Origin of the sequence: Pseudomonas sp. NFX15 (assembly GCF_049132105.1) — a bacterium.
Taxonomy (GTDB): Bacteria; Pseudomonadota; Gammaproteobacteria; order Pseudomonadales; family Pseudomonadaceae; genus Aquipseudomonas.
In genome coordinates, this window is sequence record NZ_JAFMPV010000008.1 from 68676 (window position 1) to 93870 (window position 25195).

The 25195-nt window shown below is 60.2% G+C and carries 23 protein-coding genes, 1 pseudogene and 1 riboswitch; of the genes and pseudogenes, 16 read left to right on the forward strand and 8 right to left on the reverse strand.

Annotated features, from left to right (window positions below; genetic code table 11):
- Nucleotide 1 precedes the first annotated feature (1 nt).
- The 3 genes from J1D76_RS11250 (at nt 2) to J1D76_RS11260 (ending at nt 1430) form a co-directional block, all read left to right on the forward strand.
- The gene (locus J1D76_RS11250) at nt 2-475 is read left to right on the forward strand and encodes a WbuC family cupin fold metalloprotein (protein ID WP_421138394.1); all 474 of its coding nucleotides are present in this window, start codon (nt 2-4) and stop codon (nt 473-475) included.
- A gap of 118 nt (nt 476-593) precedes the next feature.
- Entirely contained in the window at nt 594-1079 is a 486-nt protein-coding gene (locus tag J1D76_RS11255) for a hypothetical protein (protein WP_421138395.1), read from the forward strand.
- A gap of 63 nt (nt 1080-1142) precedes the next feature.
- Complete coding sequence (locus tag J1D76_RS11260; protein ID WP_421138396.1) at nt 1143-1430, forward strand: PA4642 family protein; 288 nt, start codon at nt 1143-1145, stop codon at nt 1428-1430.
- Nucleotides 1431-1648: 218 nt separating this feature from the next.
- Here J1D76_RS11260 and mqo read toward each other — a convergent pair whose 3' ends face one another.
- Nucleotides 1649-3157 carry a malate dehydrogenase (quinone) gene (mqo, locus tag J1D76_RS11265; protein WP_421138397.1) on the reverse strand — a complete coding sequence of 503 codons (1509 nt, stop codon included), beginning with the start codon at nt 3155-3157 and terminating at the stop codon, nt 1649-1651.
- A 735-nt stretch (nt 3158-3892) separates the two neighbouring features.
- Complete coding sequence (locus tag J1D76_RS11270; protein ID WP_421138398.1) at nt 3893-4132, reverse strand: hypothetical protein; 240 nt, start codon at nt 4130-4132, stop codon at nt 3893-3895.
- A 204-nt stretch (nt 4133-4336) separates the two neighbouring features.
- On the opposite strand from J1D76_RS11270, the gene J1D76_RS11275 reads away from it, so the two are divergent.
- Nucleotides 4337-4921 (forward strand): YajG family lipoprotein, encoded by a 585-nt coding sequence (locus J1D76_RS11275; protein WP_421138399.1) that lies wholly within the window; start codon nt 4337-4339, stop codon nt 4919-4921.
- A gap of 364 nt (nt 4922-5285) precedes the next feature.
- Entirely contained in the window at nt 5286-5564 is a 279-nt protein-coding gene (locus tag J1D76_RS11280) for a hypothetical protein (RefSeq protein ID WP_421138400.1), read from the forward strand.
- Between the two features lie 136 nt (nt 5565-5700).
- Here J1D76_RS11280 and J1D76_RS11285 read toward each other — a convergent pair whose 3' ends face one another.
- On the reverse strand, nt 5701-6864 hold the full coding sequence (locus J1D76_RS11285) for a 1-acyl-sn-glycerol-3-phosphate acyltransferase (protein WP_421138401.1): 1164 nt from the start codon (nt 6862-6864) through the stop codon (nt 5701-5703).
- A 142-nt stretch (nt 6865-7006) separates the two neighbouring features.
- Between J1D76_RS11285 and J1D76_RS11290 the strand changes: the two genes are divergently transcribed.
- From J1D76_RS11290 to J1D76_RS11300, 3 genes are read left to right on the forward strand one after another with little or no spacing between them, the layout of a single operon-like run.
- Entirely contained in the window at nt 7007-7189 is a 183-nt protein-coding gene (locus J1D76_RS11290) for a CPXCG motif-containing cysteine-rich protein (RefSeq protein WP_421138402.1), read from the forward strand.
- Nucleotides 7190-7198: 9 nt separating this feature from the next.
- Complete coding sequence (locus J1D76_RS11295) at nt 7199-7459, forward strand: putative signal transducing protein (RefSeq protein WP_421138403.1); 261 nt, start codon at nt 7199-7201, stop codon at nt 7457-7459.
- 35 nt (nt 7460-7494) lie between these two features.
- Nucleotides 7495-8118, forward strand: coding sequence for an SOS response-associated peptidase (locus tag J1D76_RS11300; protein WP_421138404.1), 624 nt, complete (start codon nt 7495-7497; stop codon nt 8116-8118).
- A 113-nt stretch (nt 8119-8231) separates the two neighbouring features.
- On the opposite strand, the gene J1D76_RS11305 is transcribed toward J1D76_RS11300, so the two are convergent.
- Both J1D76_RS11305 and J1D76_RS11310 read right to left on the reverse strand, forming a co-directional pair.
- Complete coding sequence (locus J1D76_RS11305; RefSeq protein ID WP_421138509.1) at nt 8232-9074, reverse strand: methyl-accepting chemotaxis protein; 843 nt, start codon at nt 9072-9074, stop codon at nt 8232-8234.
- A 15-nt stretch (nt 9075-9089) separates the two neighbouring features.
- A pseudogene (locus J1D76_RS11310) lies at nt 9090-10373 on the reverse strand (HAMP domain-containing protein); the annotation flags it as partial.
- 272 nt (nt 10374-10645) lie between these two features.
- Between J1D76_RS11310 and J1D76_RS11315 the strand changes: the two are divergent.
- Nucleotides 10646-11464: a M48 family metallopeptidase gene (locus J1D76_RS11315; protein ID WP_421138405.1), complete on the forward strand. Its 819-nt coding sequence runs from the start codon at nt 10646-10648 to the stop codon at nt 11462-11464.
- A 67-nt stretch (nt 11465-11531) separates the two neighbouring features.
- Here J1D76_RS11315 and J1D76_RS11320 read toward each other — a convergent pair whose 3' ends face one another.
- The 3 genes from J1D76_RS11320 to J1D76_RS11330 form a co-directional block, all read right to left on the reverse strand.
- A complete protein-coding gene (locus J1D76_RS11320; RefSeq protein ID WP_421138406.1) occupies nt 11532-12116 on the reverse strand; it encodes a TMEM165/GDT1 family protein in 585 nt (194 codons plus the stop codon).
- A gap of 90 nt (nt 12117-12206) precedes the next feature.
- Nucleotides 12207-12329: riboswitch (yybP-ykoY riboswitch) on the reverse strand.
- A 51-nt stretch (nt 12330-12380) separates the two neighbouring features.
- Nucleotides 12381-13379 carry a methyltransferase gene (locus J1D76_RS11325; RefSeq protein WP_421138407.1) on the reverse strand — a complete coding sequence of 333 codons (999 nt, stop codon included), beginning with the start codon at nt 13377-13379 and terminating at the stop codon, nt 12381-12383.
- Nucleotides 13380-13411: 32 nt separating this feature from the next.
- Nucleotides 13412-14377: a 2-hydroxyacid dehydrogenase gene (locus tag J1D76_RS11330; protein WP_421138408.1), complete on the reverse strand. Its 966-nt coding sequence runs from the start codon at nt 14375-14377 to the stop codon at nt 13412-13414.
- Nucleotides 14378-14557: 180 nt separating this feature from the next.
- Here J1D76_RS11330 and J1D76_RS11335 point away from each other — a divergent pair, with 180 nt between their 5' ends.
- From J1D76_RS11335 to J1D76_RS11365, 7 genes are all read left to right on the forward strand, one after another.
- A complete protein-coding gene (locus tag J1D76_RS11335; protein WP_421138409.1) occupies nt 14558-15187 on the forward strand; it encodes a LysE family translocator in 630 nt (209 codons plus the stop codon).
- 159 nt (nt 15188-15346) lie between these two features.
- Nucleotides 15347-17029, forward strand: coding sequence for a fatty acid--CoA ligase (locus J1D76_RS11340; protein ID WP_421138410.1), 1683 nt, complete (start codon nt 15347-15349; stop codon nt 17027-17029).
- A gap of 338 nt (nt 17030-17367) precedes the next feature.
- A complete protein-coding gene (locus tag J1D76_RS11345) occupies nt 17368-19257 on the forward strand; it encodes a DUF1302 domain-containing protein (RefSeq protein ID WP_421138411.1) in 1890 nt (629 codons plus the stop codon).
- A gap of 29 nt (nt 19258-19286) precedes the next feature.
- The gene (locus J1D76_RS11350; RefSeq protein ID WP_421138412.1) at nt 19287-20651 is read left to right on the forward strand and encodes a DUF1329 domain-containing protein; all 1365 of its coding nucleotides are present in this window, start codon (nt 19287-19289) and stop codon (nt 20649-20651) included.
- A 172-nt stretch (nt 20652-20823) separates the two neighbouring features.
- A complete protein-coding gene (locus tag J1D76_RS11355) occupies nt 20824-23562 on the forward strand; it encodes a LuxR C-terminal-related transcriptional regulator (RefSeq protein WP_421138413.1) in 2739 nt (912 codons plus the stop codon).
- 86 nt (nt 23563-23648) lie between these two features.
- Entirely contained in the window at nt 23649-24290 is a 642-nt protein-coding gene (locus J1D76_RS11360) for an MBL fold metallo-hydrolase (protein WP_421138414.1), read from the forward strand.
- 103 nt (nt 24291-24393) lie between these two features.
- The gene (locus tag J1D76_RS11365) at nt 24394-25137 is read left to right on the forward strand and encodes an OmpA family protein (protein WP_421138415.1); all 744 of its coding nucleotides are present in this window, start codon (nt 24394-24396) and stop codon (nt 25135-25137) included.
- The last annotated feature ends 58 nt before the right edge of the window (nt 25138-25195 follow it).

Here is a 25195-nt window from a genome sequence, read left to right on the forward strand (position 1 = left end):
CATGGACACACCGCGCTTTCTGGATCAGACCTTGTTCGCCGAGCTGGCCGGGAAAGCCGCGGCCAATCCGCGTGGGCGCCAGCATCACAACTTCCACCAGATGGAAGACGCTTGCCATCGCATGGCGGTGGGGTTGCAGCCGTCCACGTACATTCCGCCGCACCGGCATCTGGGCGACAACAAGGCGGAAACCTTGCTGGTCCTCAAGGGACGGCTGGGTGTGTTGATCTTTGATGAGAACGGTACGGTGCTGAGCAAGACTGTGCTGCAGGCGGGTGGCGACTGTGTGGGCGTGGACCTGCCAACGGGTGTGTTCCATGGGTTGGTGGTGCTCGAAGCTGACAGCCTGATGTTTGAGTGCAAGGCCGGCCCTTACCGTCCGGTCGGTGAAGGTGAACTGGCGCACTGGGCACCGCGCGAAGGCGAGCCGGGTGTGGCCGAATATCAAGCCTGGATGCTCGCGCAGTTCGATTGATTGATTACTTCTGTCGGAGCGGGCTTGCCCGCGAAAGCGGTGTGTCAGTTGCATTGATGTTGGCTGACACTCCCTCTTCGCGGGCAAGCCCGCTCCTACACCCGATCCGGAACCTGTCATGAGCCCTTTTATCCGCTGCTGCGCCGCCCTGTTGCTGACCCTCAGCCTGCCTTTGGCTGCCGCGCCGGCACCGATGCATGCGCAATACCTGCCACCCGATGATTTGACCCTGCGTGACAGCGAGCCCGAGCAGCAGCAATTGCTGCAAGTCACCGAGTATTCGGTGGTGGTTGGCAGCCAGCGTCAATCCAATCAACAACCGATTCCGGTCACGTCGCCATTGATGATTCGCCTCAAGGGCAAATCCCTGAACAAAGGCGCGACGATCAACCAGGTGCTGGTCAACTTCGACGGCGAGAGCAAAAGCCTGAAGAAGCCGGTTTTTGACGTGCCCAGCAAGACACTGACCCTGTATTACCCGTTGGCGCAATACCGTGTGGTCATCGACCTGTTGCGTAACGACACGGTGTATTGCCAGTTCCTCAGCTACGCCAACGGCCATGTCTGGGCCGATTTGCACACCGCCAACACGCGTGCGCGTTGAGCGCCGGGCCCGCGCAGGGGTAAACTGCCCGCCCCGTGAAATGTCTGCGAGCTGGAGTCGGCAATGCGTAAAGATAAAAAACAAGTGATTGGTGACGAGATCGGCGATGAGCAGATCAAGTTGTTCCTCGATTTCGAGCCGGTCGACGCGACTTCTCCGTCCCTGCACAAACTGGTCAAGGCCTACCGTGGCCTGCGCATCGACGACTTCGAGCGTTTCCTGACGTTCTTCGTCGAAGCCGGCTACGACGTGGATGGCAAGGATGAACACGGCAAGACCTTCGTTGACCTGATCCAGGATCAGCGCAACGCACCGGACTACATCGAGCTGATCGCAAAAGCCCGCGGCTGATCCACGTCGCCACACACCTTGTAGGCGCTGGCCTCTTCGCTGGCAAGCCAGCTCCTACAGATTCTCGATACGCCACATACCCTGTAGGAGCCAGCTTGCTGGCGAAGGCGGTTTCTCTGGCACACCGTGCTGGCCCCTTCGCTGGCAAGCCAGCTCCTACAGGACATAAAAAAACGCCCCGCTCTCAGTGAGAACGGGGCGTTTTTTGTAAGGCCGAATCAAGCGTAGCTTTCGGTCTCGCTACTGGCTTCAACCAGTTCCAGGGCAACGTTGTTCTGCGTGTTGATCTTGCGATACAGCGCAGCGTCGGTTTCCAGGACCTTTTCACGGGCCGGGAAAATCTCTGCCAGTTTGGCAGCCCATTCGCCCTTGGCCTGGCTCGGGAAGCATTTTTCGATCAGCTCGAGCATGATCGAAACGGTCACCGAGGCACCCGGCGAAGCGCCGAGCAGTGCTGCCAGGGAACCGTCCTTGGCCGCGACCAGTTCGGTACCGAATTGCAGGATGCCGCCTTTTTTCGGGTCTTTCTTGATGATTTGCACCCGTTGGCCGGCCACTTCCAGGCGCCAGTCTTCAGCTTTCGCCTCAGGGTAGAAGCGACGCAGGGATTCCAGGCGCTGCTCCATCGATTGCATCACTTCGCTGACCAGGTACTTGGTCAGGTCCATGTTGTTTTTCGCCACGGCCAGCATCGGGCCGATGTTGCCTGCGCGAACCGACAGCGGCAGGTCCATGAAGGAGCCGTGCTTGAGGAACTTGGTGGTGAAGCCGGCGTAAGGTCCGAACAGCAGGGACTTCTTGCCTTCGACCACACGGGTGTCCAGGTGCGGCACGGACATCGGCGGCGAACCCACGGCTGCCTGGCTGTAGACCTTGGCCTGGTGGTGCTTGACCACATCAGGGTTGTCGCAACGCAGCCACTGGCCGCTGATCGGGAAGCCGCCGAAGCCTTTGCTTTCCTCGATACCCGAGGCTTGCAACAACGGCAGTGCCGCACCGCCCGCGCCGAGGAAGACGAATTTGGCATCGACTTCACGGGTGTTGCCGCTGTTGACGTCCTTGATGCTGACGGTCCAGCCGGCTTTGTTGCGCTTGAGACCCGTCACGCGCTTGCAGTACTTGACCTGGGCATCGGGTGCGCTGGTCAGGTGCTTGAGCAACTGGTTGGTCAGGGCGCCGAAATTGACGTCGGTGCCGTTGATCACACGGGTGGCGGCCAGGGTTTCGCCAGGGTCGCGGCCAGGCATCATCAATGGCATCCACTCTGCCATTGTTGCCTTGTCTTCGGTGTATTCCATGTCACTGAAGGCGTGGTGCTTGCTCAGCACCTTGAAGCGTTCCTTGAGGAAGGACACGCCGCTGTCGCCCTGCACGAAACTCAGGTGTGGCACCGGGCTGATGAACGATTTGCACGAGCCGAACGTGCCTTTCCTGGTCAGGTACGACCAGAACTGCTTCGACACCTCGAACTGGGTGTTGATGTGCACGGCCTTCTTGATGTCGACGGCGCCATCGGCTGCCTGCGGCGTGTAGTTGAGCTCACACAGCCCGGCGTGACCGGTACCGGCGTTGTTCCACGGGTTGGAACTCTCCGCGGCACCGGAATCCATCAGCTCGACGACTTCCAGCTTCATCGCGGGGTCGAGCTCTTTGAGCAGGACTGCAAGGGTGGCACTCATGATGCCGGCCCCAACCAGTACTACGTCGACTGCTTCGTTATGCGCCATTTAACGCGTCTCCAAAATCTGCAGCACCAAATTGACGGCATGGCTGCCAGGCGTTCAGGGGCGTGTCAGTGTGGCCCCAGGTTCCCATGGCAGGATCGCCATGTCCGAATCTTCGCAATTTTTTGCAACTTCGACGGACGCTACCTGCCGGGCCTATGAGTCATATGAACTCATTTCAGCACACGTCAGGCAATTCGACTTATGGTCGATACATCCGTTTGTGCAACCAAATCCGTAGCGGACAGGCTTCAGGCTCCGGTGTTCGAGGAATACTCGGTCCTGTGTCGTTGGGCTGTTGTAGACGCCAATGGTGCATGTTCAGACGCAAAACTATTCATTTGCTCGCCACACTCTTGTGAAGTTGTGAAAACCCGTTTTTTTCACGCTCTTTTGAAGACGTGAACCTCAAAAAAGGGCTGTCCCAGCCTGGCACCGTGCCCCGATAAATTGCTGCCATGAGTACACGGCAGGCAAACGGGCAAACAGCTCAGTGACCGAGCGTATGACAGCTCTGCAGATTCGCGAAAAGTGGAGGTTTTGCTCAACGAAACAGCAAGCGCGCCAGCTTCACTCGATCTGTGTGGGCGGCTCTCTGTGGGCGGTGCGGGGTGTCAACACAAGCGCATTGACGATGCTGCGAGGCCCGATCAGGAGACGTCCTTATAATCGGGGGGAGATTGTATCTAAGAAACGCAGGGAAATGGTCGTGTTTAATGACTTTTATTAGGTGTTTGGTCAGGTCGTCAGCAGTTGCTGTGTGCGCGAGCGTGGCTGATGAGCCTGCGAAACGACACGGGCACTGGCCGGCAGCGGCTGATTCAGCCAGTTCAGGCGAATTTCTTCGATTTCCACCCAGCCATCGCCCATGGGTTGCAGGCTGCATTGTTTGAAGGCCTGGCAGTGGCCGTTGTGGTCAAGCAGGGCGAAGCAGCGGTGCAGCGGGCGTGGCGCGAACAGAGAGATCAGATAGCGCATGGTGACGTACCTTGTTGGTTTCTGATGATGACCATAAATGCAAGCCGTTACGTGCAAGTGTATGAGCGGTGACATCTGTGTGACAGGAACCGCTTTCTCAAGGGTTTGTCAGAGATTTCATCAAACACTGTGCGGCGCTGGTTCCCCGCAGTGGCGCACCGCTATACTGCCGGCCTGTTTGTGCCTGATTCTGGAGAGAAGAGCATGTTGCAACGCCTGTTGTTCGGTTTGATCACTGTGACCAGTTTGACCCTGGTTGGCTGCGCCCACAGCCCGCAACAACTGAGCCCGGAACCCAAGCTGACCACGCAATTGGCCCCGGTCGGCCATGGTCAACCCGTCGTGGTGCGTGTAGTGGACGGTCGTCCGTCGCCGACTTTGGGCACTCGTGGTGGCCTGTACCCGGAAACCAGCGCGATCACCGTGCAGGGCGCGCAGATCCTGCCGAAGCTGCAGGCCCAGGCTGAAGCCGCCGTGCGCCTGTTGGGCTTTACCCCGACCAACAACGCGATGAACGCCCCGCAATTGACCGTGACCCTGGCCGAACTGAAATACCAGTCGCCCAAGGAAGGCCTGTACGTGACCGAGGCTACCATCGGCGCGACGTTCCGCTCGGATGTGCAGAACGCCAATCGCCGCTACAGTGGCCGCTATGGCGCCTCCCTGGACCAGCGTTTCGGCATGGCGCCGAACCAGGAAACCAACACCAAGCTGGTCAGCGATGTGTTGAGCGATGCATTGACCCGCCTGTTCAAGGACCCGACCGTGGGCCAGGTCCTTGGCGAGTAATGTTGCCTGATGTGAAAAAGCCCGGGTGCCAGCGATGGCCCCGGGCTTTTTCATGCACATCGAAAACCCTACGGCCCTTGTAGGAGCTGGCTTGCCAGCGAAGGCGTCCAAGCCTTTAACATAAACGTCAACTGACACACCGCTTTCGCTGGCAAGCCAGCTCCTACAGGGGCTTGGTTCAGGCCTGGTTTTCGGCGTTCAGCATGACGGAGTCCGTGTTCGGTTGCGAAGCGCTAAGGACCGCCATTGGTCAATTGCCTGATTTTTTGTCGCAAAGTTGCGGGCGGGTGCGCAGGCTTTCGGTAGAATCCGCGCCGCAGTCGCCGGCCGGCGCCTGTCACGCCGATTTTGCTTGAGGTTTGTGATGTCGCTGCACTTGATGACGCTGTTTACTGCCCATCCCGCCAAGTTGATCAACCTGCTGGCCTTGCTGTTTGCCTTCCCGGGCGGCTGGTTGCTGCATGCGACGCGTCGCCGTGAAATGCGCGCGATGGCCAGTCTCCAGGCACAGCGCCAGAGCAGCCCCAACGTCGAGCCGATCCTGGACTGGGCGTCCCTGCGCATGAACCGCTTTTTCTACATCTTCGGCTTTGCCTGCATGGGCATGGCGCTGCTGGTGTCGTGGATCAGCACGCAGGTCTAAAACCTGACACAACTCTTGTGACGAGGGGGCTTGCCCCCGTTGGGTTGCGAAGCGAACCCAAGAAGTCGGCGCCTGCTACGCAGTCGAACGGGGGGCAAGTCCCCTCGCCACAAACGCGCCTTCCAGATAAAACCGCTTACAGCGCCAACCCAGCCTTCACCCGATACTGATTACGCACCGGCGTCGCATATTGCCGCACCAGAAATGGACGATGCTCTTCAGGGCAGGCGTCCAGGCGGCGTTGCCATTCTTCCTGGGCCTTGGCCAGTTCATCGGCCGGGAACACCTCGGCGGCTTTCGGCACCTGCAAGGCCGGGTCGGCGTCCTTCCACTGCGCGTACGCCAGGTAGTGCACCGGGAACAGGCGGTAGCCGCTGAGGATCTGCCGGTCCATCTCGACAGCCAATTGCTTGGTGTCTTCGAACAGTTCGCTGATCGGCGCCGCGAAGTTCACATGCACGCGACCCTTGTAGCCGGTGATGCCCTTGGCAATGCTCACGTCATCCTCGCCCGGCACCTTGGTGTAGCTGCCGGTGGTGGCGCGGATGTAAAGCTCGCGGGCCTTGGCCTGGTCGCACGGGTCGTACTCGTAGCTGATCGACACCGGGGTCAGGTTCAATGACTGGATGACCTCGCCGAACGGCTCGTCCTTGCGGCTCATGTGGAACATCTTGAGGATCGCCGATTCAGTGCGATCGTCACCGTCCTTGGCGCGGCCTTCGGCCTGGGCGATCCAGATAGAGGCGCAATCGTTGCGGATCGAATGGTTGATGTACGCCGACAGCAATTGATAGGCGGCCATTTTTTCCCGGCGACCGCTGATCGAACGGTGCACGATGAAGCTCTTGTTCAGGCGCATCAGGTCGCTGACGAAAGGCTTTTGCAGCAGGTTGTCGCCAATGGCGATGCGCGGGGTCGGCAGGCCGGCGTGGTACACGGCGTAGTTGACGAAGGCCGGGTCCATCACGATGTCGCGGTGGTTGGCGATGAACAGATAGGCACTGCCGGACTTGAATTGCTCCACGCCGGTATAGGTCACGCCGTCGGTGGCGCGCTCGATGGTGTGGTCGACGTAGACCTCGACTTTGTCCTGCAGCGTGGCCACGGACGTCACGCTGGCAAACTCACGGCGCAGCCGATGGGCTATAAGAGGTTTGAGCGCCCAGCCTAAAGCGCCGGCGAAACGCGGGAAGCGGAAGTGGGTGAGGATATCTAGAAACGCCTTGTCGCCGAGCAGCCGGTCCAGCACCGCTGGGACTTCGCTGTCGTCGTAAGGTCGGATGGCATCGAATTCGCCCATCATGCTCTCTTGTTAGAAACGGCTAGGGTAAGTAAAGGTTTTGATCGAAAACCCGCGGGGCACGGTCTGAAAAAGTAGCCAGACAAAAATAGCCCTGCCAATAGACCGGCGATTATACGCACAAGTCACCTGGGAGACCGCGATGCTGGAAAGCGCACTGTACGAATGTCCGTATTGTGGTGAGGAAGTGGAGACGACAGTGGACCTGTCCGGTGGTGATCAAACCTACATCGAGGACTGTCAGGTGTGTTGTCGACCGATCACGTTTGTATTGCAGGTTCACGACAAGGATTGGTTTCTGGAAGTCTTCAGCGAAAATGAGTGAGGGGCGCCCATGCAGCGAATCTACGATCCGGAAAACCTGATGGAAGGCGAGTTGCTGCAAGGCATGCTCGCCAGTGAAGGTATCGAGGCGCATCTGGTGGGCCGTGATTTGCTCGGGGGCAGCGGTGAGTTGCCGATCTATGGCCTGCTCGGGCTGTCGGTCGAGAACGACCAGGCAGCCTACGCCCGCGAGCTGATCACCGCGTACAATGCCGCGCTGCCGCTGGCCGGCGATGAACCGGACAGCTTTCCCGGCACGCTGGTCTGTTAGGCTGGCGTTCGTTTGATCAAGAGCCGTGTTGCCCCATGTGTGGACGTTATGCCCTGTTTCGCTGGAATCCCGCCTTTGCGGCACTGCCCGGTTTTCCCACCGACCAGCAGGCGCAGTGGAACATTTCTCCCAACGACTCCGTATTGATGCTGCGCGCCGAGCCCGATGGCCAGCGCTCGCTGGCTCGTGCGCGCTGGGGGCTGACGCCGCCGTGGCTGACCGACCTGTCTCGTACGCCGGCCCATGCTCGCGCCGAAACCGTGGCCGAACAGCCGATGTTTCGCCAGGCCTTGCGCGAGCGCCGCTGCCTGTTGCCGGCCAACGGTTTCTACGAATGGCGCGGCACGACGCGCAAGCGCCCGTACTGGCTGACGCCGGGGGAGGGCTCGTCATTGTTCTTTGCCGCGATCTGGGAAGCGTATCCGGTGCAGGAGCAGGTGTGGCTGAGCACGGCGGTCATCACGCAACCGGCGGCCAGTCAGCGGCGGCCGTTGATCCTGGATGAGGCCGGGCAGGCGGCATGGCTGGATCCAGAGACGCCATTGCATGTGTTGCAAGGGTTATTGGCCAGCGAACCTGCCGCGTTGCGCGAGCGGGTGCTGGCGAACATGGTCAATGATCCGAAGCTCAATGGGCCGGAGTGTTTGACGCCGGGTTGAGCTCCTTAGCGGCTGAACCGGCCCCTTCGCTGGCAAGCCAGCGCCTACAAGGGATCTGCGGTGTTCACACACCCCCCTGTAGGCGCTGGCTTGCCAGCGAAGGGGGCCTTGAATCAAACCCTGAACTGATTGATCAATCGCCGCTGCTGCTCGGCCAATTTGGTCAAGTCCGCACTCGCCGCGCTCGACTCATCCGCACCGCCGGCGACTTCGTTGGCCACCTGGCCGATGTTAATCACGTTGCGGTTGATGTCGTCCGCCACCGCGCTTTGCTCCTCGGCCGCACTGGCGATCTGGGTGTTCATGTCGTTGATCACCGACACTGCCTGGGTAATGGTCTCCAACGCTTCGGCCGCCTTGGCCGCGTGCTGCACGCTTTCGTCCGTGCGGTTTTGGCTGTCCTCCATGACGCGCACCACGTCCCGCGTACCTTGTTGGAGTTGCTGGATCATCGACTGGATCTCTTCGGTGGCCTTTTGCGTCTTCTGCGCCAGGTTGCGCACCTCGTCGGCCACCACCGCAAAACCACGCCCTTGTTCACCGGCGCGGGCTGCTTCGATGGCGGCGTTCAGCGCCAGCAGGTTGGTCTGCTCGGCGATCCCGCGAATAGCCGTGAGGATGGCGTTGATATTTTCGCTGTCCTTGGCCAGGGTTTGCACCACGCCGACCGCCCGGCCGATTTCCACGGCGAGGGCGCCAATCGAATTCGAGGTGTCGCGCACGATCTGCATGCCCTGGCTAGCGGCCTGGTCGGCATGGCTGGCGGCTTGCGCAGCCTGGGTCGCGTTGCGCGCCACGTCCTGGGCGGTCGCGGTCATTTCCTGTACGGCGGTCGCCACTTGATCGATCTCGGCCATTTGCTTGTGCACGCCGGTGTTGGTACGGATGGCGATGTCGGCGGTGTGTTCCGACGAATCGCTGACGCTCTGCACTGACGTCACCACCTGGGTAATCATCACCTGCAACTTGGCCAGGAACGTGTTGAAGCCTTTGGCGATCGAGCCCAGTTCGTCGGCGCGGTCGCTGGTCAGGCGCCGCGTCAGGTCACCTTCGCCTTGGGCGATGTCGTCGAGCATGGCCACCATTTGCTTGAGTGGACGGGCGATGCCATGGCCCACCAGCCAGATCACCAGCAAACCGATAGCGGCGATCACCAGGCCGACCATGGCCATGCCGAAGGTGTCGGATTTGCGTTGTGCGTTCAGGTCGCCCTGGAGTTTTTGCAGGTCGGCCATGACCGCGTTCAGCGGCAATTGCAGCATCAGGGTCCAGCGGGCGTCGGTCTGGCCGATGCCGAACGGCAGGTACAATTCGATCCGGCCTTGGGCCTGGTCGACGGTGTAGGTCACTTCGCCACGCTTGAGATTGGCCATGTTGGCAATCTGCTTGCTGTCGAGGATGTCGCTGACGTTCTCGCCGAATTTGCTCGGGTCCTTGGTGTAGGCAACGATTCGGCCATTGCCGCCGATCAGGGCCATTTCCCCGGCACCGCTGTAGAGTTTCTGGTTGGCGCCCAGGAGCATTTCCTGGATGAAGTTCACTGACAGGTCGGCGCCGACGATGCCCTGGAAAGCACCGTTGAGCATGATCGGTTCAATAAAGGAGGCGAGCATGACTACCTTGTCGCCCACCTTGTAAGGTGCCGGATCGATCACGCAGGATTTTTTGGTTTCTTTCGAACACAGGTAGTACTCGCTGGCGCGAACGCCGGTGGACAGGATTTTCTGGTCGTCGACGTCCACCAGTTTGTCCAGGCCCAGGGTGCCATCGTCGTTACGGAACCACCACGGCAGGAAACGCCCGTTGGCCGTGTCGATACCGGCCACCTGGGTGCCGACGTAAGCAGCATCGTTGTGGTCCAGTGCGTCTTTTTCCCAACCGATGTAGGTGCCGAGGATCTTCGGGTTCTTGACCACGTTTTCCTTGATCAGGCCGATCAGTTGCTCGCGGCTCAGGCTCAGCGAAGGCTTGCCATCGGCCCCCGGCGTGCCGATCAGCGCGTTGACCCGCACCAGTGCGCCGGCAATCAGCAGCGGCGCTTCGAGTTCACGCTGGATCTGGCTGACCTGGGTTTGCGCCAGCGAGGTCAGGCGCTGCTCGATCACTTGCTCGAATTGCGCCTGGGTCCGCTCCTGGACCATGTCCTGGGTCCGCGCGCCGGAGAACAGTGCGTACACCACCAGTGCGGCCACGACACTAAGGACAATGGCGCCGGCAAGAGCCGCCACGGAAAACTGGATCGACTTGAATTTCATGGGAGCTCCACACGCGATAGGACGACTGCCCAGGTGTATCGGCAGGGGGCCGGGCAGGCATGAGCGAAGGGGCTCGAAATGGCCGATTTCGGGCGGTGGATGTCGCAATTGAATCAGTGGGCGGCGCGATGGGCTGCGGTTTTTCGGCCTTTGTGAATTTTTTCCTACGGCGACGAGAGCTTTATCCGAAATGTGCGTCTTATGACCATTGTATCTGGCGTCGATACATTTCCCCGCCTAGGATACGCGGCATGTTTTCAGGGAGTTTTTTGATGAACAAGATTTTCGTTGCAAGTGCTCTGGGCGCGGCGCTGCTGCTCGCCGGTTGTCAGTCGGTCAATACCACCAGCGGCGGTGCCGTGGGGGTGGAGCGCAAGCAGTACATGTTCAGCATGTTGTCCTCGCAGGAGGTCGACCAGATGTACGCACAGTCCTACCAGAAGACCGTCGGCGAGGCGTCCAGTAAAGGCGTGCTGGACAAGACCAGCAGCGAAGCCAAGCGCGTCCAGGCGATTGCCGACCGGCTGATCGCCCAGGCACCGAATTTCCGTCCGGATGCCGCGCAATGGAAGTGGGAAGTCAACCTGATCAAGAGCGATGAACTCAATGCCAACTGCGGGCCTGGCGGCAAGATCATCTTCTATACCGGGCTAATCGACAGCCTGAAACTGACCGACGATGAAATCGCCGCGGTCATGGGCCATGAAATCGCCCACGCCCTGCGCGAGCACGGCCGTGAAGCGATGTCCAAGGCCTACGGCATTGAAATGGCCAAGCAAGGCGCGGGTGCCTTGCTGGGATTGGGGCAGGACACCATGGCGCTGGCCGATACCGTGGCCAACTACGGCATGACCTTGCCCAACAGTCGCGCCAATGAAAACGAGGCGGACCTGATCGGCCTCGAACTGGCCGCCCGCGCCGGCTACAACCCGAATGCCGCGATCACCTTGTGGAACAAGATGAGCAAGGCCTCGGAAGGTGCGCCACCGGAGTTCATGAGCACTCACCCGGCGTCGTCGAGTCGCATTGCGGCGTTGCAGGCAGCGATTCCGAAAGTCATGCCGCTGTATGAGCAGGCCAAGAAGTCCTGATCTGCCTGCAAGTGCATATGTGGTGAGGGGGCAAGCCCCCTCACCACAGATTGATATCAAAGCCCCGTCAAACCCACCCGCTGCTCTGCATCGCCTTGTACACCGCGACAATCGCCAGGATGAAGAACGCCGAGGCCGCCAGTCGACGGATCAGGGTCAATGGCAGTTTGTCGGCGGCAAAGTTACCTGCCAGAACCACCGGTACGTTGGCAATCAACATGCCCGCGGTGGTGCCGATAATCACCAGCCACAGTTCAGGGTATTGCGCCGCCAACATCACGGTGGCGATCTGGGTCTTGTCGCCGATTTCCGCCAGGAAGAACGCGATCAGCGTGGTCAGGAACGGCCCGAACTTGCGGGCGGTGCTGGCTTCGTCGTCGTCCATTTTGTCCGGCACCAACGTCCACAGCGCGGTAGCGGTAAAGCTCGCGGCGAGGATCCAGTGCAGCATCGTATCCGTGAAGAAACTGCCGACCCAGGCGCCGACCGCACCGGCTGCTGCGTGGTTGGCCAGGGTCGCGGCGACGATACCGGCGATGATCGGCCAGGGCTTGCGGAAACGGGCAGCGAGAATGAGCGCGAGCAGTTGCGTCTTGTCGCCGATTTCGGCCAAGGCAACGATTGCGGTAGGTACGAGAAGTGAATCCAGCATCAGGGGGTTTCCTAAGGGGCGGGTCGACACGGCTATGACACGTACAGCCTTCCCGCCCCGGGTAAGGTGTTCGTGTCATAGGTCTTGTCAAACCCTGCAATCCATCTGGTGTGGATGCTTGGGTCGCATGCGCCATGGTCTTTTGACCAAGTATGTTGACGCATGCCGGACGAGCGTGGCGCTCGTGGGAGACTACTCCCCTAGGACGGAGCGGATTCTGCCTAGGCAGAATCCATTCGGCAAGCCTTCTTTTCTAAAAAACGATCAGCCGCGTTTGGCCCGGTAGATTCTGAAACCCTGTCCTTCGGCCTTGATTGCGCACACGCCCAAGTGCTCTTCGATCAGCGGTTGGTACTTGAGGAAACTGTTGGCGACCAGCCGCAATTCGCCACCGTTTTTCAGATGTTTGGCCGCTTTTCGCAGCAAGTTCTCGGTAGCGAAATAATCGGTGTGCACCCCGACATGGAACGGCGGATTGCTCAAAATTGCACTCAACCCCATCGGCGCGGCATCGATGCCGTCACCGGTAATCACCTCGGCTTCCAGCCCATTGGCCGCCAGGGTCAGGCGACTGCTGGCGGCGGCAAACGCGTCCACATCGAGCATCGTGACCTGATTGTGCGGGTAGCGACGCTTCACCGCCGCGCCCAAAACCCCCGCGCCGCAACCGAAATCGAGCAGGTGACCGCTGGGCAATTTGTCCAGGTGTTCCAGCAGCAGCGCGCTGCCGCGATCCAGGCGACCATGGCTGAACACGCCCGGCAGGCTGATGACCTTCAACGGGCCCTCGGCCAGTGGCAGCTCGTAGGTCTGGGCCAGGCTTTCCAGCGGTTTGGCTTCGGGGGCATTGGCGACAGTGACCAGCCACAGCTGGCAATGTCGCGCGCTGTCGAGTTTGCGCGGTTTGCCGAACGGGTTGAGTTGTTTGGCGGCGCCTTCGATGCCGCTTTTCTTCTCGCCGACCAGATACAGCTCACGGCCGGCCAGCCGCGAGGCGAGGGCGTTGAGGATGTAGTCGGTCAGGTCCTTGGCCTTGGGCAGAAACACCACCGCTGTTTCGAACTCGCGCTCGGGTGCATTCACGCCAAAATGGCTGCGCCCGTCAAAGCGCGCGTCCAGCGCGGCTTGGTCGCCGGCATGCCAGCACCAGCCATGGGCATCGGGCAGGCGGCCCAGCAAGTCGTCGGCGGGCAGACCGGCCAACAACACCGAACCCTGGAATAACTCGGCCTGACGAAGCAGTACTTCACTGCGCGGATCCATAACTGCTCCCCTGAAAAAAGTGCCGCAGTTTATCAACTGACGACCCGTAGCGCCTTACCGCTGAAGTAGCCCAGTGCGTTTTCAGTCACTTGGCCAACGATTCGCTGGCGCGCTTCGCGGCTGCCCCAGGCGTTGTGCGGGGTCACGATCAGGCGCGGGATGTCATGGGCCAGCAGCGGATTGCCATTGACCGGCGGCTCGACACTGAGCACGTCCGTGGCGGCTCCGCCCAGATGCCCGTTGCGCAGGGCGTCGGCCAGTGCCTGCTCATCGATCAAGCCGCCACGGGCGGTGTTGACCACGAACGCACCGGGTTTCATCGAAGCCAGTTCGCGGGCGCCGATGAAGTGGCGAGTGTGTTCGTTGAGTGGGCAGTGCAGGGTCAGGGCATCGATCTGCGGTAACAACTCAGCCAGCGGCAAGCGGTCCGGGCGGGCAGGGCGACCGGGAATTTGTCCCAGCAGCACGCGCATGCCAAACGCTTCGGCCAGTCGTGCGACAGCGCCGCCCAGTTCACCGTGGCCCAGCAGGCCAAGGGTTTTGCCTTCGAGTTCGACGATCGGGTAGTCCAGCAGGCAAAACTGTTTGGCCTGCTGCCAGCGACCTTCGCCGACGGCTTTTTGATAATCGGCCAGGCGCGTGGCCAGGTTGAGCAGGAGCATGATCGTGTGCTGCGCCACCGACGGCGTGCCATAGCCCTGGCAGTTGCAGACGGTGACTCCATAGGCTCGGGCGGCGGCGAGGTCGACGTTGTTGGTGCCGGTCGCGGTGATCAGGATCAGCTTGAGATCGGGGCTGGCGGCCATGGCGGCGGCATCGATCAGGATCTTGTTGCTGATGGCGACAGTGGCGCCCTTGAGGTGTTCGATGACTTGATCGGGCAGGGTCTGGGCGAACAGCTGCAAATCGCTGAAACAACTGCGCAGCGGGTTGAGGTCAAGGTCGCCGAGGTCCAGGGACGGGTGGTCGAGGAAAACGGCGCGGCGAGTGTTCGTCATCAACTGTACCTTTTGTGCTTTGAACCGAAGGCGTAATCTGCCGAGCCTACCAGATGAAATAAATAGTTACGCAAAGCCTCGGTGACACTCGACCCGTGGTGAGGGAGCAAGCTCCCTCGCCACAACAATCGCATTCGCTTCATTTTTTTAATTGATCAAAATCGTTCCCAAGGAGCCCCAATGTACTGGACAGAGTTCTTGACCGTTGCCCTGATTCACCTGTTGGCCGTGGCCAGCCCCGGCCCGGACTTTGCCGTGGTGGTGCGCGAAAGCGTTACCCACGGCCGCCGTGCGGGCACCTGGACCGCGCTTGGGGTGGGCTCGGCGATATTCCTGCATGTCGGGTATTCGTTGTTGGGTATCGGCCTGATCGTGTCCCAGTCGATCGTGCTGTTCAATGCGTTGAAATGGGCCGCCGCCGCTTACCTGCTGTACATCGGCTTCAAGGCGTTGCGCGCGCAACCGGCCAAGCCTGTGGCGGACAATCTGCACAAGGAGGCCGGCGAACGCACGGCCCGTGGGGCCTTCACCGCCGGTTTCGTCACCAACGGGCTCAACCCGAAAGCCACGCTGTTCTTCCTCTCGCTGTTCACCGTGGTGATCAACCCGCACACGCCGTTGTCGGTGCAGGCCGGTTACGGGGTTTACCTGGCGGTGGCGACAGCGGCCTGGTTCTGCATGGTGGCAATGCTGTTCAGCCAGCAACGGGTGCGCGCCGGTTTCGCCCGCATGGGCCACTGGTTCGACCGGACCATGGGCGCGGTGCTGATTGCGATTGGTGTGAAACTCGCTTTTACCGAGATGCATTGATTCTGTAGACACAGCAGGCAACGAATCCCCGTAAATACTGGCGCAACGCTAGCATTTGCGGGGCTCTGCAAATCATTCCTTTGGCTGATTTGACTGAAATAGAAGGGCACTACAGTGTGTACTTTCAGTCACGTCCGTGCAGTCAGAAAAGGGATTCTTATGTTGCAGACTCGCGTTATCCCCCCGGCCGAAGGCGCTTATCAGTATCCGCTGCTGATCAAGCGGCTGCTGCTGTCCGGTGCCCGCTACGAGAAAACCCGCGAGATCATCTACCGCGACAAGTTGCGCTACACCTACCCAACCCTGATCGAGCGGGTGGCACGGCTGGCGAATGTGCTGACCGCGGCCGGCGTCAAACCCGGGGATGCGGTGGGTGTGATGGACTGGGACAGCCATCGTTACCTGGAATGCATGTTCGCCATCCCGATGATTGGCGCGGTGATCCACACCATCAACGTACGCCTGTCGCCGGAACAGATCCTCTACACCATGAACCACGCCGAAGACCGCTTTGTGCTGGTCAACAGCGAGTTCATCGGCCTCTACAAAGCCATCGAAGGGCAGCTGACCACGGTCGACAAGACCCTGTTGTTGACCGACCTGCCGGAAAAAACCGCAGACCTGCCGAACCTCGTCGGCGAATACGAACAGCTGCTGGCCGCGGCGAGCCCGCAGTACGAGTTCGAGGATTTCGACGAAAACTCGGTCGCAACCACGTTCTACACCACCGGCACCACTGGCAACCCCAAGGGCGTGTATTTCACCCACCGGCAACTGGTGCTGCACACCATGGGTGTGTCGACCATCATGGGCGCGATCGATAGCGTGCGCCTGCTGGGCACCAACGATGTGTACATGCCGATTACGCCGATGTTCCATGTGCATGCCTGGGGCCTGCCCTATGTGGCGACCATGCTCGGGCTCAAGCAGGTGTATCCAGGCCGCTATGACCCGGAATACCTGGTGGAGCTGTGGCGCAAGGAGAAGGTCACGTTCTCCCATTGCGTACCGACCATTTTGCAGATGGTGCTCAATGCCAAGGGCGCGCAGAACATCGACTTCGGTGGCTGGAAAATCGTCATCGGCGGCAGCGCCCTGAACCGCACGCTGTACGAGGCGGCCAAGGCCAAGGGCATCCAGTTGACCGCCGCCTACGGCATGTCGGAAACCGGGCCGCTGGTGTCCTGCGCACACCTCAACGACGAACTGATGGCCGGCACCGAAGACGAACGCACCACCTACCGGATCAAGGCCGGTGTGCCGGGGCCATTGGTCGAGGCGGCAATCGTCGACACCGAGGGCAACTTCCTGCCCGCCGATGGCGAGACACAGGGCGAACTGGTGCTGCGTGCGCCATGGCTGACCGAGGGTTATTTCAACGAGCCGCAGAAGGGTGCCGAACTCTGGGCCGGCGGCTGGCTGCACACCGGTGACGTGGCGACCCTGGACAGCATGGGCGTGATCGACATTCGCGACCGCATCAAGGATGTGATCAAGACCGGTGGCGAGTGGATCTCCTCCCTGGACCTCGAAGACCTGATCAGTCGTCATGCGGCGGTACGCGAAGTAGCAGTGGTGGGCATTCCCGATCCGCAGTGGGGCGAGCGACCATTTGCCCTGCTGGTGCTGCGTGACGGTCATGAAGTCGGGGCGCGTGAACTCAAGGAACACCTCAAGCCGTTTGTCGAACTGGGGCACTTGAGCAAGTGGGCGATTCCAAGCCAGATCGCCCTTGTTACGGAAATTCCCAAGACCAGTGTCGGTAAACTGGACAAGAAGCGCATTCGGGTCGACATCAGCGAATGGCAAGCCACCAACAGCACCTTTCTCTCGACGCTTTAAGCCCCTCCTGGCGTGCCCGAAACGGCACGCCAGCCCCACCAAGCAAGCGCTTGGCTTGTCAAATCGAAATTTTCAGCCATCCTTGCCGTGCCGACGGGTGTCGGCCTGGCGAAAGGACTGTTCCAGAGTGGCTGGCAGCTGCAAATCACACTTTAGAGGGATCAAGCACAACACCCTGCTGGCTATAGTCCGCTCAAGGATTTTTAGAAACGGAGCACACGCACAAACCGGGGCGATGCAACTTTGGAATGACTTTGGGATGCCATGGCTCCCGGTTATCCACAGCGTTTTTAGAAGTGCTAATGCCATAACAATAAAGTGCACATGGAGTAGCGTCGATGACATCAGTTAAACAGTTCTGGCGCCGGGCAAAATTGCCTTTGGCTGTCAGTCTTGCCTCTACGCTCGCCGGGCCAGCATTCGGCGTCAGTTTCAACGTCGGTGAAATCGAAGGTCAGTTCGATTCCTCGCTCTCCCTGGGTATGAGTGTTTCCACCCAGCAGCCGAACAAGGACCTTATTGGCGTCAACAACGGCGGCAAGGGTTTGTCCCAGACTTCCGACGACGGCCACCTGAACTTCAAGAGCGGGCAAGCCTTCTCGAAGATCTTCAAAGGCATCCACGACCTCGAACTGAAATACGGCGATACCGGTGTCTTCGTCCGTGGCAAGTACTGGTACGACTTCGCGCTGCAAAATCAGGATCTGGAATTCAAGAACGTCAATAACGAAGATCGGGACGTAGCGGCCAGGTCTTCGGGCGGGCAGATCCTCGATGCCTTCGTTTACCACAACTACGCCATTGCCGATGAGCCGGGTTCGGTGCGTCTGGGCAAGCAGGTGGTCAACTGGGGCGAAAGTACATTCATCGGCGGCGGCATCAACTCGATCAACCCGATCGACGTTTCCGCGTTCCGTCGCCCGGGTGCCGAGATCAAGGAAGGCCTGATCCCGGTCAACATGTTCTACCTGTCCCAGAGCATTACCGAAAACCTGTCGGCTGAAGGTTTCTATCAGATCGACTGGCAAAAGACCGTTACCGACAACTGCGGCACGTTCTTCTCCCAGCCTGACATCGTGACCACTGGCTGTGACGACAACCTGCGAGTGCTGAACAAGCGCTCTACCATTCCGGCCATCGCGCTCGGCCCATTGGCCGCCGCCGGTGTGGACGTCAACGAAGAAGGTGTTCTGGTTCGTCGCTCGCCCAACCGCAATGCGCGTGACAGCGGGCAGTGGGGCTTGTCCACCAAATACATGTTTGATCCTCTGGCGACCGAATTCGGTGCCTATTTCATGAACTACCACAGCCGTGCGCCGATCTTCAGCGCCACCGGTGCACCACAGTCGATCTATAACGGCGTCAAGGCGCTCCCTGGTCCTTTCCAGGCACTGGGCCCATTGGTGGTGGCGGGTAATTCGAGCTACTTCATGGAATACCCGGAAGACATCCGCCTGTACGGTTTGAGCTTCTCCACCACCCTGCCTACCGGTACCGCGTGGAGCGGTGAGGTCAGTTACCGTCCGAATGCGCCGGTGCAATTGAACTCCACCGACATCCTGTTCGCCGGTGTGCGTCCGTTGGGCGGTGCGCTGACTAACGCCTCGGTTCTCGAAGGCGTTCCAGGCCAGGACCTGCACGGTTACAACCGCAAGGAAATCACCCAGCTGCAAACGACCCTGACGCACTTCTTCGATCAGGTCATGGGCGCCAACCGCCTGACGCTGGTGGGTGAAGTCGGCGTGACTCATGTCGGCGGTCTGGAAAGCAAGAACGATGCGCGTTATGGACGCGATCCGGTCTTCGGCCCGGGTGAACTGCCGTCCACTGCGGGCCTGAACACCTGCTCGCAAATCCTCAACACCTCCACCATCAACGGTGCGGGTCCAGGCGCATCGACCAGCAACGTTTCCACCAATTGCAACAACGACGGTTTTACTACCGCGACCTCATGGGGTTATCGCGGTCGTGCGATCTGGGATTACAGCGACGTGTTTGCCGGTGTGAACCTGAAGCCGAACGTAGCCTGGTCGCATGACGTGAAAGGTTACTCGCCAGGCCCTGGCGGCAACTTCGAGGAAGGTCGCAAGGCCATCAGCCTGGGGCTGGATGCTGAATACCAGAACACCTACACAGCGAGTCTGAACTACACCAACTTCTTTGGTGGCGACTTCAGCACAGTGGATGATCGCGACTTCGTTGCCCTCAGTGTTGGCGTGAACTTCTAAGCACAGTTTTTTTCAGGACGAACACACACATGAAAATAACAAAGAGTCTGTTCAGCGCCGGTGTTCTGGGGCTTTCGCTGCTGGCGACCAGCGTCATGGCGGCGGTGCCTGCGGGTGAAGCGGATAAGTTGGGCAAAAGCCTGACGCCGATGGGGGCCGAGATGGCGGGTAACGCCGACGGTTCGATCCCTGCCTGGAAACCACTGGCGAAAAACGCCGGTACCGTCGACAGCCGAGGCTTCCTGTCCGACCCGTTTGCCAGTGAGAAACCGCTGTTCACCATCACTGCGCAAAACGTCGACCAGTACAAGGACAAGCTTGCTCCGGGCCAGTACGCGATGTTCAAGCGCTACCCGGAAACATTCAAAATGCCGGTCTACCCGTCCCATCGTGGCTCCACCGTGCCGGATGACGTGTTTGCCGCCATCAAGAAAAACGCCACCACCACGAAGCTGGTCGCTGGTGGTAACGGTCTGGAAAACTTCGAAACCGCGGTACCGTTTCCAATCCCGCAAAATGGCCTCGAAGTCATCTGGAACCACATCACCCGTTATCGCGGGGGCAGTGTGACCCGTCTCGTGACGCAGGCGGCGCCGCAAACGAATGGCTCGTTCAGCCTGGTGTACTTCCAGGACCAGTTCGTGTTCCGCGACAAGATGAAGGACTACGATCCGGCGAACCCGGGCAACATCCTGTTCTACTTCAAGCAGAAAGTGACTGCGCCGGCTCGTCTGGCGGGTACGGTGCTGCTGGTGCACGAAACACTCGATCAGGTGAAGGAACCACGCAAGGCCTGGGTTTATGCCACCGGCCAGCGCCGTGTGCGGCAGGCGCCTCAAGTGTCCTATGACGGTCCGGGTACCGCGGCAGACGGTCTGCGTACTTCCGACAACCTGGACATGTACAACGGTGCACCGGATCGCTACGACTGGAAACTTGAAGGCAAGAAGGAGATGTACATCGCCTCCGACAGCTACAAGATCGACTCGCCGACCCTCAAGTACACCGACATCATCAAGGCCGGCCACATCAACCAGGACCTGACCCGTTACGAGCTGCGCCGCGTCTGGCATGTGGTTGCCACCCTCAAGGAAGGCCAGCGCCACATCTACGCCAAGCGTGACTTCTACATCGACGAAGACACCTGGCAGGCAGCGGTCATCGACCACTACGACGGTCGCGGCCAACTGTGGCGTGTCGCCGAAGCCCATGCCGAGGACTACTACGACAAACAAGTGCCTTGGTACGCACTCGAAGTCCTGTATGACCTGCAATCGGGTCGCTACCTGGCCCTGGGCATGAAGAACGAAGAGAAACAGGCTTATGACTTCGGTTTCTCGGCCACCAAGAGCGAGTTCCAGCCTGGCAACCTGGGCCAGGATGGCATCCGCTAAGCAGTAGTCAGAAGTAGTAACCCCTAAAAAAACGCCCCGACTGGTTCGGGGCGTTTTTTGTTCGTAGTCTTTTTGTAGCCATTTGTAGCAATTACCTTCATTCCCTATCCGTTTACCGCTAGTCTGCGGACATCTGCAACGCCGCCACCCGCAATTCAAACAAGAGCCGGCTATGACTGATTTGTCCACACCCCCAGGTTCCGCCAGCGTTGCCGTCGCGACACTCGACGGGCGTTTTTACCGCCCGCCGTTGCCCGACGGTCATGTGCTGCGTCCTCGATTATGCGAGCGCTTGAGTGCGGGGCTCGGTGGCAGGTTGTTGCTGGTCAGCGCACCGGCCGGGTTTGGCAAGAGCTCGTTGGCGGTAGAGTTTTGCCAGGCGCTGCCGGTGCATTGGCAAAGCCTCTGGCTGGGGTTGAGTCCGCGAGACAGTGACCCCGGGCGTTTTCTCGAACGCCTGCTCGAAGGCCTTCAGGACTATTACCCGCACCTGGGCCGGCAATCCCTCGGCTTGTTGAAAATGCGCCAGCGCCATCAACCGTTCGCCTTCGAAGAATGGCTGGACGGCTTGCTCGATGAGCTGGCGGTGCATTTGTCCACAGCGACGCCCTTGTTGCTGGTGCTGGATGACTACCATTTGGCCCAAGGCCCGGTGCTGGACCGCTGCCTGCAATTTTTCCTCAATCATCTTCCTGACGGTCTGCTGGTGATGGTCACCAGCCGCCAGCGCCCCGACTGGCACCTGGCGCGGTTGCGGCTGTCGCGACAATTGCTTGAGCTGCATGAACAGGACTTGCGCCTGACCCACGACGAGGCCTTGAGCCTGCTCGACCGTCACAGCAGTTCCTTGCGTGGCGAGGCGCTGGAAAACCTCATCCAGCGCAGCGAAGGCTGGGTCGCGGGTTTGCGCTTCTGGCTGCTTGCCGCTTCGGAAGCGGGCACCGATGGTGCGTTGCCGCAATCGTTGCACGGCGGGGAGGGGCTGATTCGCGATTACCTGCTCGAAGAAGTCATCGATTGCCTGCCGGCCGAGGTCCAGTCATTCCTCTATGACACGGCGCCCCAGGAGCGTTTTTGCAGTGAACTGTGCGATGCCGTTCGCGATGCCCATGACAGTGCGGAGATCTTGCGCTTCCTGCTGGCCCATCAAGTATTCCTGGTACCGCTGGACGAGCATGGCCATTGGTATCGTTACCACCACCTGTTTTCCGATCTGTTGCGCACGCGACCGGTAAAGCAGTCGATGGTGCCGGCCGCCAGCCTGCACCTGCGCGCCTGCCGCTGGTTCAATGCCCAAGGGCTGCTCGATGAGGCCGTGGAACAGGCGTTGCGTGCCGGTCACCTGGACGTGGCGGCGAACCTGGTGCAGAACCTCTCCGAAGAGCAACTGCTGGCCGAACAGAATGTCGGCATGTTGCTGCGCTGGAAAATGGACTTGCCCGACAGTTTGCTGATCAGCACGCCGCGGTTGATCGTGCTGTATAGCTGGGCATTGGGCATGGCCTGCCAACTGGATGCCGCCGAAGAACTGGCCAACCATTTGAGCCGCTTCCTGCCTGCACCGTCGGCCACTGCGCAGAAGTCCATGCTGGCTCAATGGCTGGCCTTGAGTGGGATCATCGCCCGCGGACGTGGCAATCGTGAACAGACGTTGCGCTACTGCGGCGAAGCGCTGGACAGCCTGCCGTCCAAACGTTACGGGCAGCGCCTGATTTGCCTCTCGACCCTGTCCAACCTGGCCATTGCCGACGGTGATTTGTGGCGTGCGCGGGGGCTGAACCGGGAGTCGCTGGAGTTGGCGCAACGGGTCGGTAATCCTTTATTCGAGGCCCTGGCGCACTACGACCGTGCCCGGGTGCTGCAAGCACGTGGGGAAATCTGCCGGGCGCTGGACGAAGTTCGCCAAGGCATCCAGCGCCTGCAGGGATTGTCGGCGCAACGGCTGTATGCGGTCCGCGCCCGGTTGACCTTGTATGAAGGTTTTCTCCTGGCCTTGCGCCTGCAGCCGCAAGCGGCGCGCGCGTGCTTGCAGGCCGGCTTGAGCGAAGCGCGCGCCTGTCGTGACATCAGCGTGCTCATCGGTCACTGCGTGATCGCCCGGATCGAAGGCAGCAGCGGCGAATTCGCCAAGGCGTTTGCCGAATTGGCCGAAGCTGAGCGGCTGATGCACATCTGGGACGTGCCGCCGATTTACTACCTGGCGATGATCACCCTGGTCAAATGTGAACTCTGGCTGGCGCAGGGACGCACCGATCTGGCCGAGGCCTGGCTGGCACGGCTGGGACAGACCTATAACGGCGAAAACGCCGCTTCTCCACCGGAATTTCACCCGCAACTGTCGTTGCACATCGAACTGCAACAAGCCTTGCTGGAGTCTATTCAGGGTCAACCGATGCTGTCCGAGGGGCGCTTGAATGCGCTGCTCGAACAGGGCCAGCAAAGCGGTCGACAAATGCTCAGCGCCATGGCGCTGATTCAGAAAGTCATGCTGTTGCTGGCCGGCGGACGAGAACCCGAAGCACGCAAGGCCTTGGCTCAGGCGCTGGAAGCAGCGGGCGGTGGCGTGCTGCAACCGTTTGAGGTGTTGCTGGCCGGACACCCGGACTGGCTGCGCGCACAACTTCAGCTCAGCCCACCGACGCCCGTTTCACAAAGCCTTCTGGAAAAGCTGCCGCCCCTGGTTGCTCGTTCGGCAACCGAGAACTGTGCGACGACGGAGCAGCTCAGCACACGGGAACTGGCGGTGTTGCGCCTGATCGCCCAAGGCTGTTCCAACCAGCAAATCAGCGAACAGCTGTTCATCTCCCTGCACACGGTCAAGACCCACGCCAGCCACATCAACAGCAAACTGGGGGTGGAACGGCGCACTCAAGCCGTCGCGCGAGCCAAGGAACTGGGCGTACTCGGTTAAGGATTTTTCACGTTACACATCGTGAACATTAGCTGAATACTTAATTGTGCGAAAATCGCTCGTCCCCGTTTATCGAGCAGGTTCCGATGTCCCAGCAACCCACCCTCATCCGTGAAACCTTCCCCGTAGGCCCTTTGCAGTGCAACTGCACGATCATCGGCGATCCGATAACGAAAAAGGCCATCGTCGTCGATCCGGGTGGCAATCATGAGCTGATCCTGGCACGGCTCGATGCCTTGGGCCTGAAAGTGGTCAGCATCATTCACACCCACGCGCACCTCGATCATTTCCTGGCCTCCGGTCAACTCAAGGAGAAAACCGGCGCGACCCTGCACCTGCACAAGGAAGACCAGTTCCTGTGGGACAACCTGGAAATGCAGTGCCAGATGTTCGGCGTGCCCTACACTCCGGTGCCGTCCCCGGACCGCTGGCTAACCGATGATGAAGAACTGGCCTGCGGTTGTGGCGTGGCGCTGCACACGCCGGGGCACACGCCGGGCTCGATGAGCTTCTGGTTTTCGGACGCTAAACTGCTGATCGCCGGCGATACGCTGTTCCGGCGTGGCGTCGGGCGCACGGATTTGTGGGGCGGTGACCAGGCGACCATCGTGCGCTCGATCAAGCAGCGGCTGTACACCCTCGACGAAGACGCCACTGTGGTGACCGGGCACGGTCCGGATACCCGCTTGGGCGACGAAATGCGCGAGAACCCGTTTGTTCGTGGCTGATTTGTAACAGCCGGAATTTTTACCCGTTAACGTGATCCAACGGCCGCAAAGGCTGCTGCCTGGGGCCGTTGCACCACAGAATGCAAAAAAGTAGGAGCTTTACATGTTCACCACGCGTCGTTTGATTCTTGTCGCTACGGCTGTGGCCGTCTTGTCCGGTTGCGCCTCGCCTAACCCCTACGGCGGCCAAGGCCAGGCTCAGGGCCAGCCGGACAGCGGCTCCGAAGGTATGAGCAATACTGCGAAATACGGTGGCCTCGGTGCGCTGGCCGGTGCATTGGCAGGCGCCGCCATCAACCACGATAACCGTGGCAAGGGCGCACTGATCGGTGCTGCCGTGGTGGGCGCTTCCGCCGCCGGTTACGGCTATTACGCCGACCAGCAAGAGAAAAAGCTGCGCGCCAGCATGGCCAACACCGGTGTTGAAGTGCAGCGCCAAGGCGACCAGATCAAGCTGATCATGCCGGGCAACATCACGTTCGCTACCGATTCGGCGAACATTGCCCCAAGCTTCTACCAGCCGCTGAATAACCTGGCTGGCTCGTTGAAGGAATTCAACCAGAACCAGATCGAGATCGTCGGTTACACCGACAGCACCGGCGCTCGCCAGCACAACATGGACCTTTCCCAGCGTCGTGCGCAGAGCGTGGCGACCTACCTGACTTCGCAAGGTGTCAGCGGCGCCAACCTGAGCGCCCGTGGTGCCGGCCCGGACAGCCCGGTTGCCAGCAACGCCGACATCAACGGCCGCGCGCAAAACCGTCGTGTCGAGGTCAACCTCAAGGCGATTCCGGGCCAGCAGTATGGTGCTGCCCAGCAGCCAGGAACTGTTCAACAGTATCCATAAGCATCTGACTGAACCCCAGGTGTAATAAAAACAGGCAGAAACAAAAAAGCCCCCGGAC

Coding starts and splice junctions, on each gene's coding strand:
- J1D76_RS11250 (WP_421138394.1), top strand. CDS start 2: ATGGACACACCGCGCTTTCTGGATCAGACCTTGTTCGCCGAGCTGGCC.
- J1D76_RS11255 (WP_421138395.1), top strand. CDS start 594: ATGAGCCCTTTTATCCGCTGCTGCGCCGCCCTGTTGCTGACCCTCAGC.
- J1D76_RS11260 (WP_421138396.1), top strand. CDS start 1,143: ATGCGTAAAGATAAAAAACAAGTGATTGGTGACGAGATCGGCGATGAG.
- mqo (WP_421138397.1), bottom strand. CDS start 3,157: ATGGCGCATAACGAAGCAGTCGACGTAGTACTGGTTGGGGCCGGCATC.
- J1D76_RS11270 (WP_421138398.1), bottom strand. CDS start 4,132: ATGCGCTATCTGATCTCTCTGTTCGCGCCACGCCCGCTGCACCGCTGC.
- J1D76_RS11275 (WP_421138399.1), top strand. CDS start 4,337: ATGTTGCAACGCCTGTTGTTCGGTTTGATCACTGTGACCAGTTTGACC.
- J1D76_RS11280 (WP_421138400.1), top strand. CDS start 5,286: ATGTCGCTGCACTTGATGACGCTGTTTACTGCCCATCCCGCCAAGTTG.
- J1D76_RS11285 (WP_421138401.1), bottom strand. CDS start 6,864: ATGGGCGAATTCGATGCCATCCGACCTTACGACGACAGCGAAGTCCCA.
- J1D76_RS11290 (WP_421138402.1), top strand. CDS start 7,007: ATGCTGGAAAGCGCACTGTACGAATGTCCGTATTGTGGTGAGGAAGTG.
- J1D76_RS11295 (WP_421138403.1), top strand. CDS start 7,199: ATGCAGCGAATCTACGATCCGGAAAACCTGATGGAAGGCGAGTTGCTG.
- J1D76_RS11300 (WP_421138404.1), top strand. CDS start 7,495: ATGTGTGGACGTTATGCCCTGTTTCGCTGGAATCCCGCCTTTGCGGCA.
- J1D76_RS11305 (WP_421138509.1), bottom strand. CDS start 9,074: ATGATTACCCAGGTGGTGACGTCAGTGCAGAGCGTCAGCGATTCGTCG.
- J1D76_RS11315 (WP_421138405.1), top strand. CDS start 10,646: ATGAACAAGATTTTCGTTGCAAGTGCTCTGGGCGCGGCGCTGCTGCTC.
- J1D76_RS11320 (WP_421138406.1), bottom strand. CDS start 12,116: ATGCTGGATTCACTTCTCGTACCTACCGCAATCGTTGCCTTGGCCGAA.
- J1D76_RS11325 (WP_421138407.1), bottom strand. CDS start 13,379: ATGGATCCGCGCAGTGAAGTACTGCTTCGTCAGGCCGAGTTATTCCAG.
- J1D76_RS11330 (WP_421138408.1), bottom strand. CDS start 14,377: ATGACGAACACTCGCCGCGCCGTTTTCCTCGACCACCCGTCCCTGGAC.
- J1D76_RS11335 (WP_421138409.1), top strand. CDS start 14,558: ATGTACTGGACAGAGTTCTTGACCGTTGCCCTGATTCACCTGTTGGCC.
- J1D76_RS11340 (WP_421138410.1), top strand. CDS start 15,347: ATGTTGCAGACTCGCGTTATCCCCCCGGCCGAAGGCGCTTATCAGTAT.
- J1D76_RS11345 (WP_421138411.1), top strand. CDS start 17,368: ATGACATCAGTTAAACAGTTCTGGCGCCGGGCAAAATTGCCTTTGGCT.
- J1D76_RS11350 (WP_421138412.1), top strand. CDS start 19,287: ATGAAAATAACAAAGAGTCTGTTCAGCGCCGGTGTTCTGGGGCTTTCG.
- J1D76_RS11355 (WP_421138413.1), top strand. CDS start 20,824: ATGACTGATTTGTCCACACCCCCAGGTTCCGCCAGCGTTGCCGTCGCG.
- J1D76_RS11360 (WP_421138414.1), top strand. CDS start 23,649: ATGTCCCAGCAACCCACCCTCATCCGTGAAACCTTCCCCGTAGGCCCT.
- J1D76_RS11365 (WP_421138415.1), top strand. CDS start 24,394: ATGTTCACCACGCGTCGTTTGATTCTTGTCGCTACGGCTGTGGCCGTC.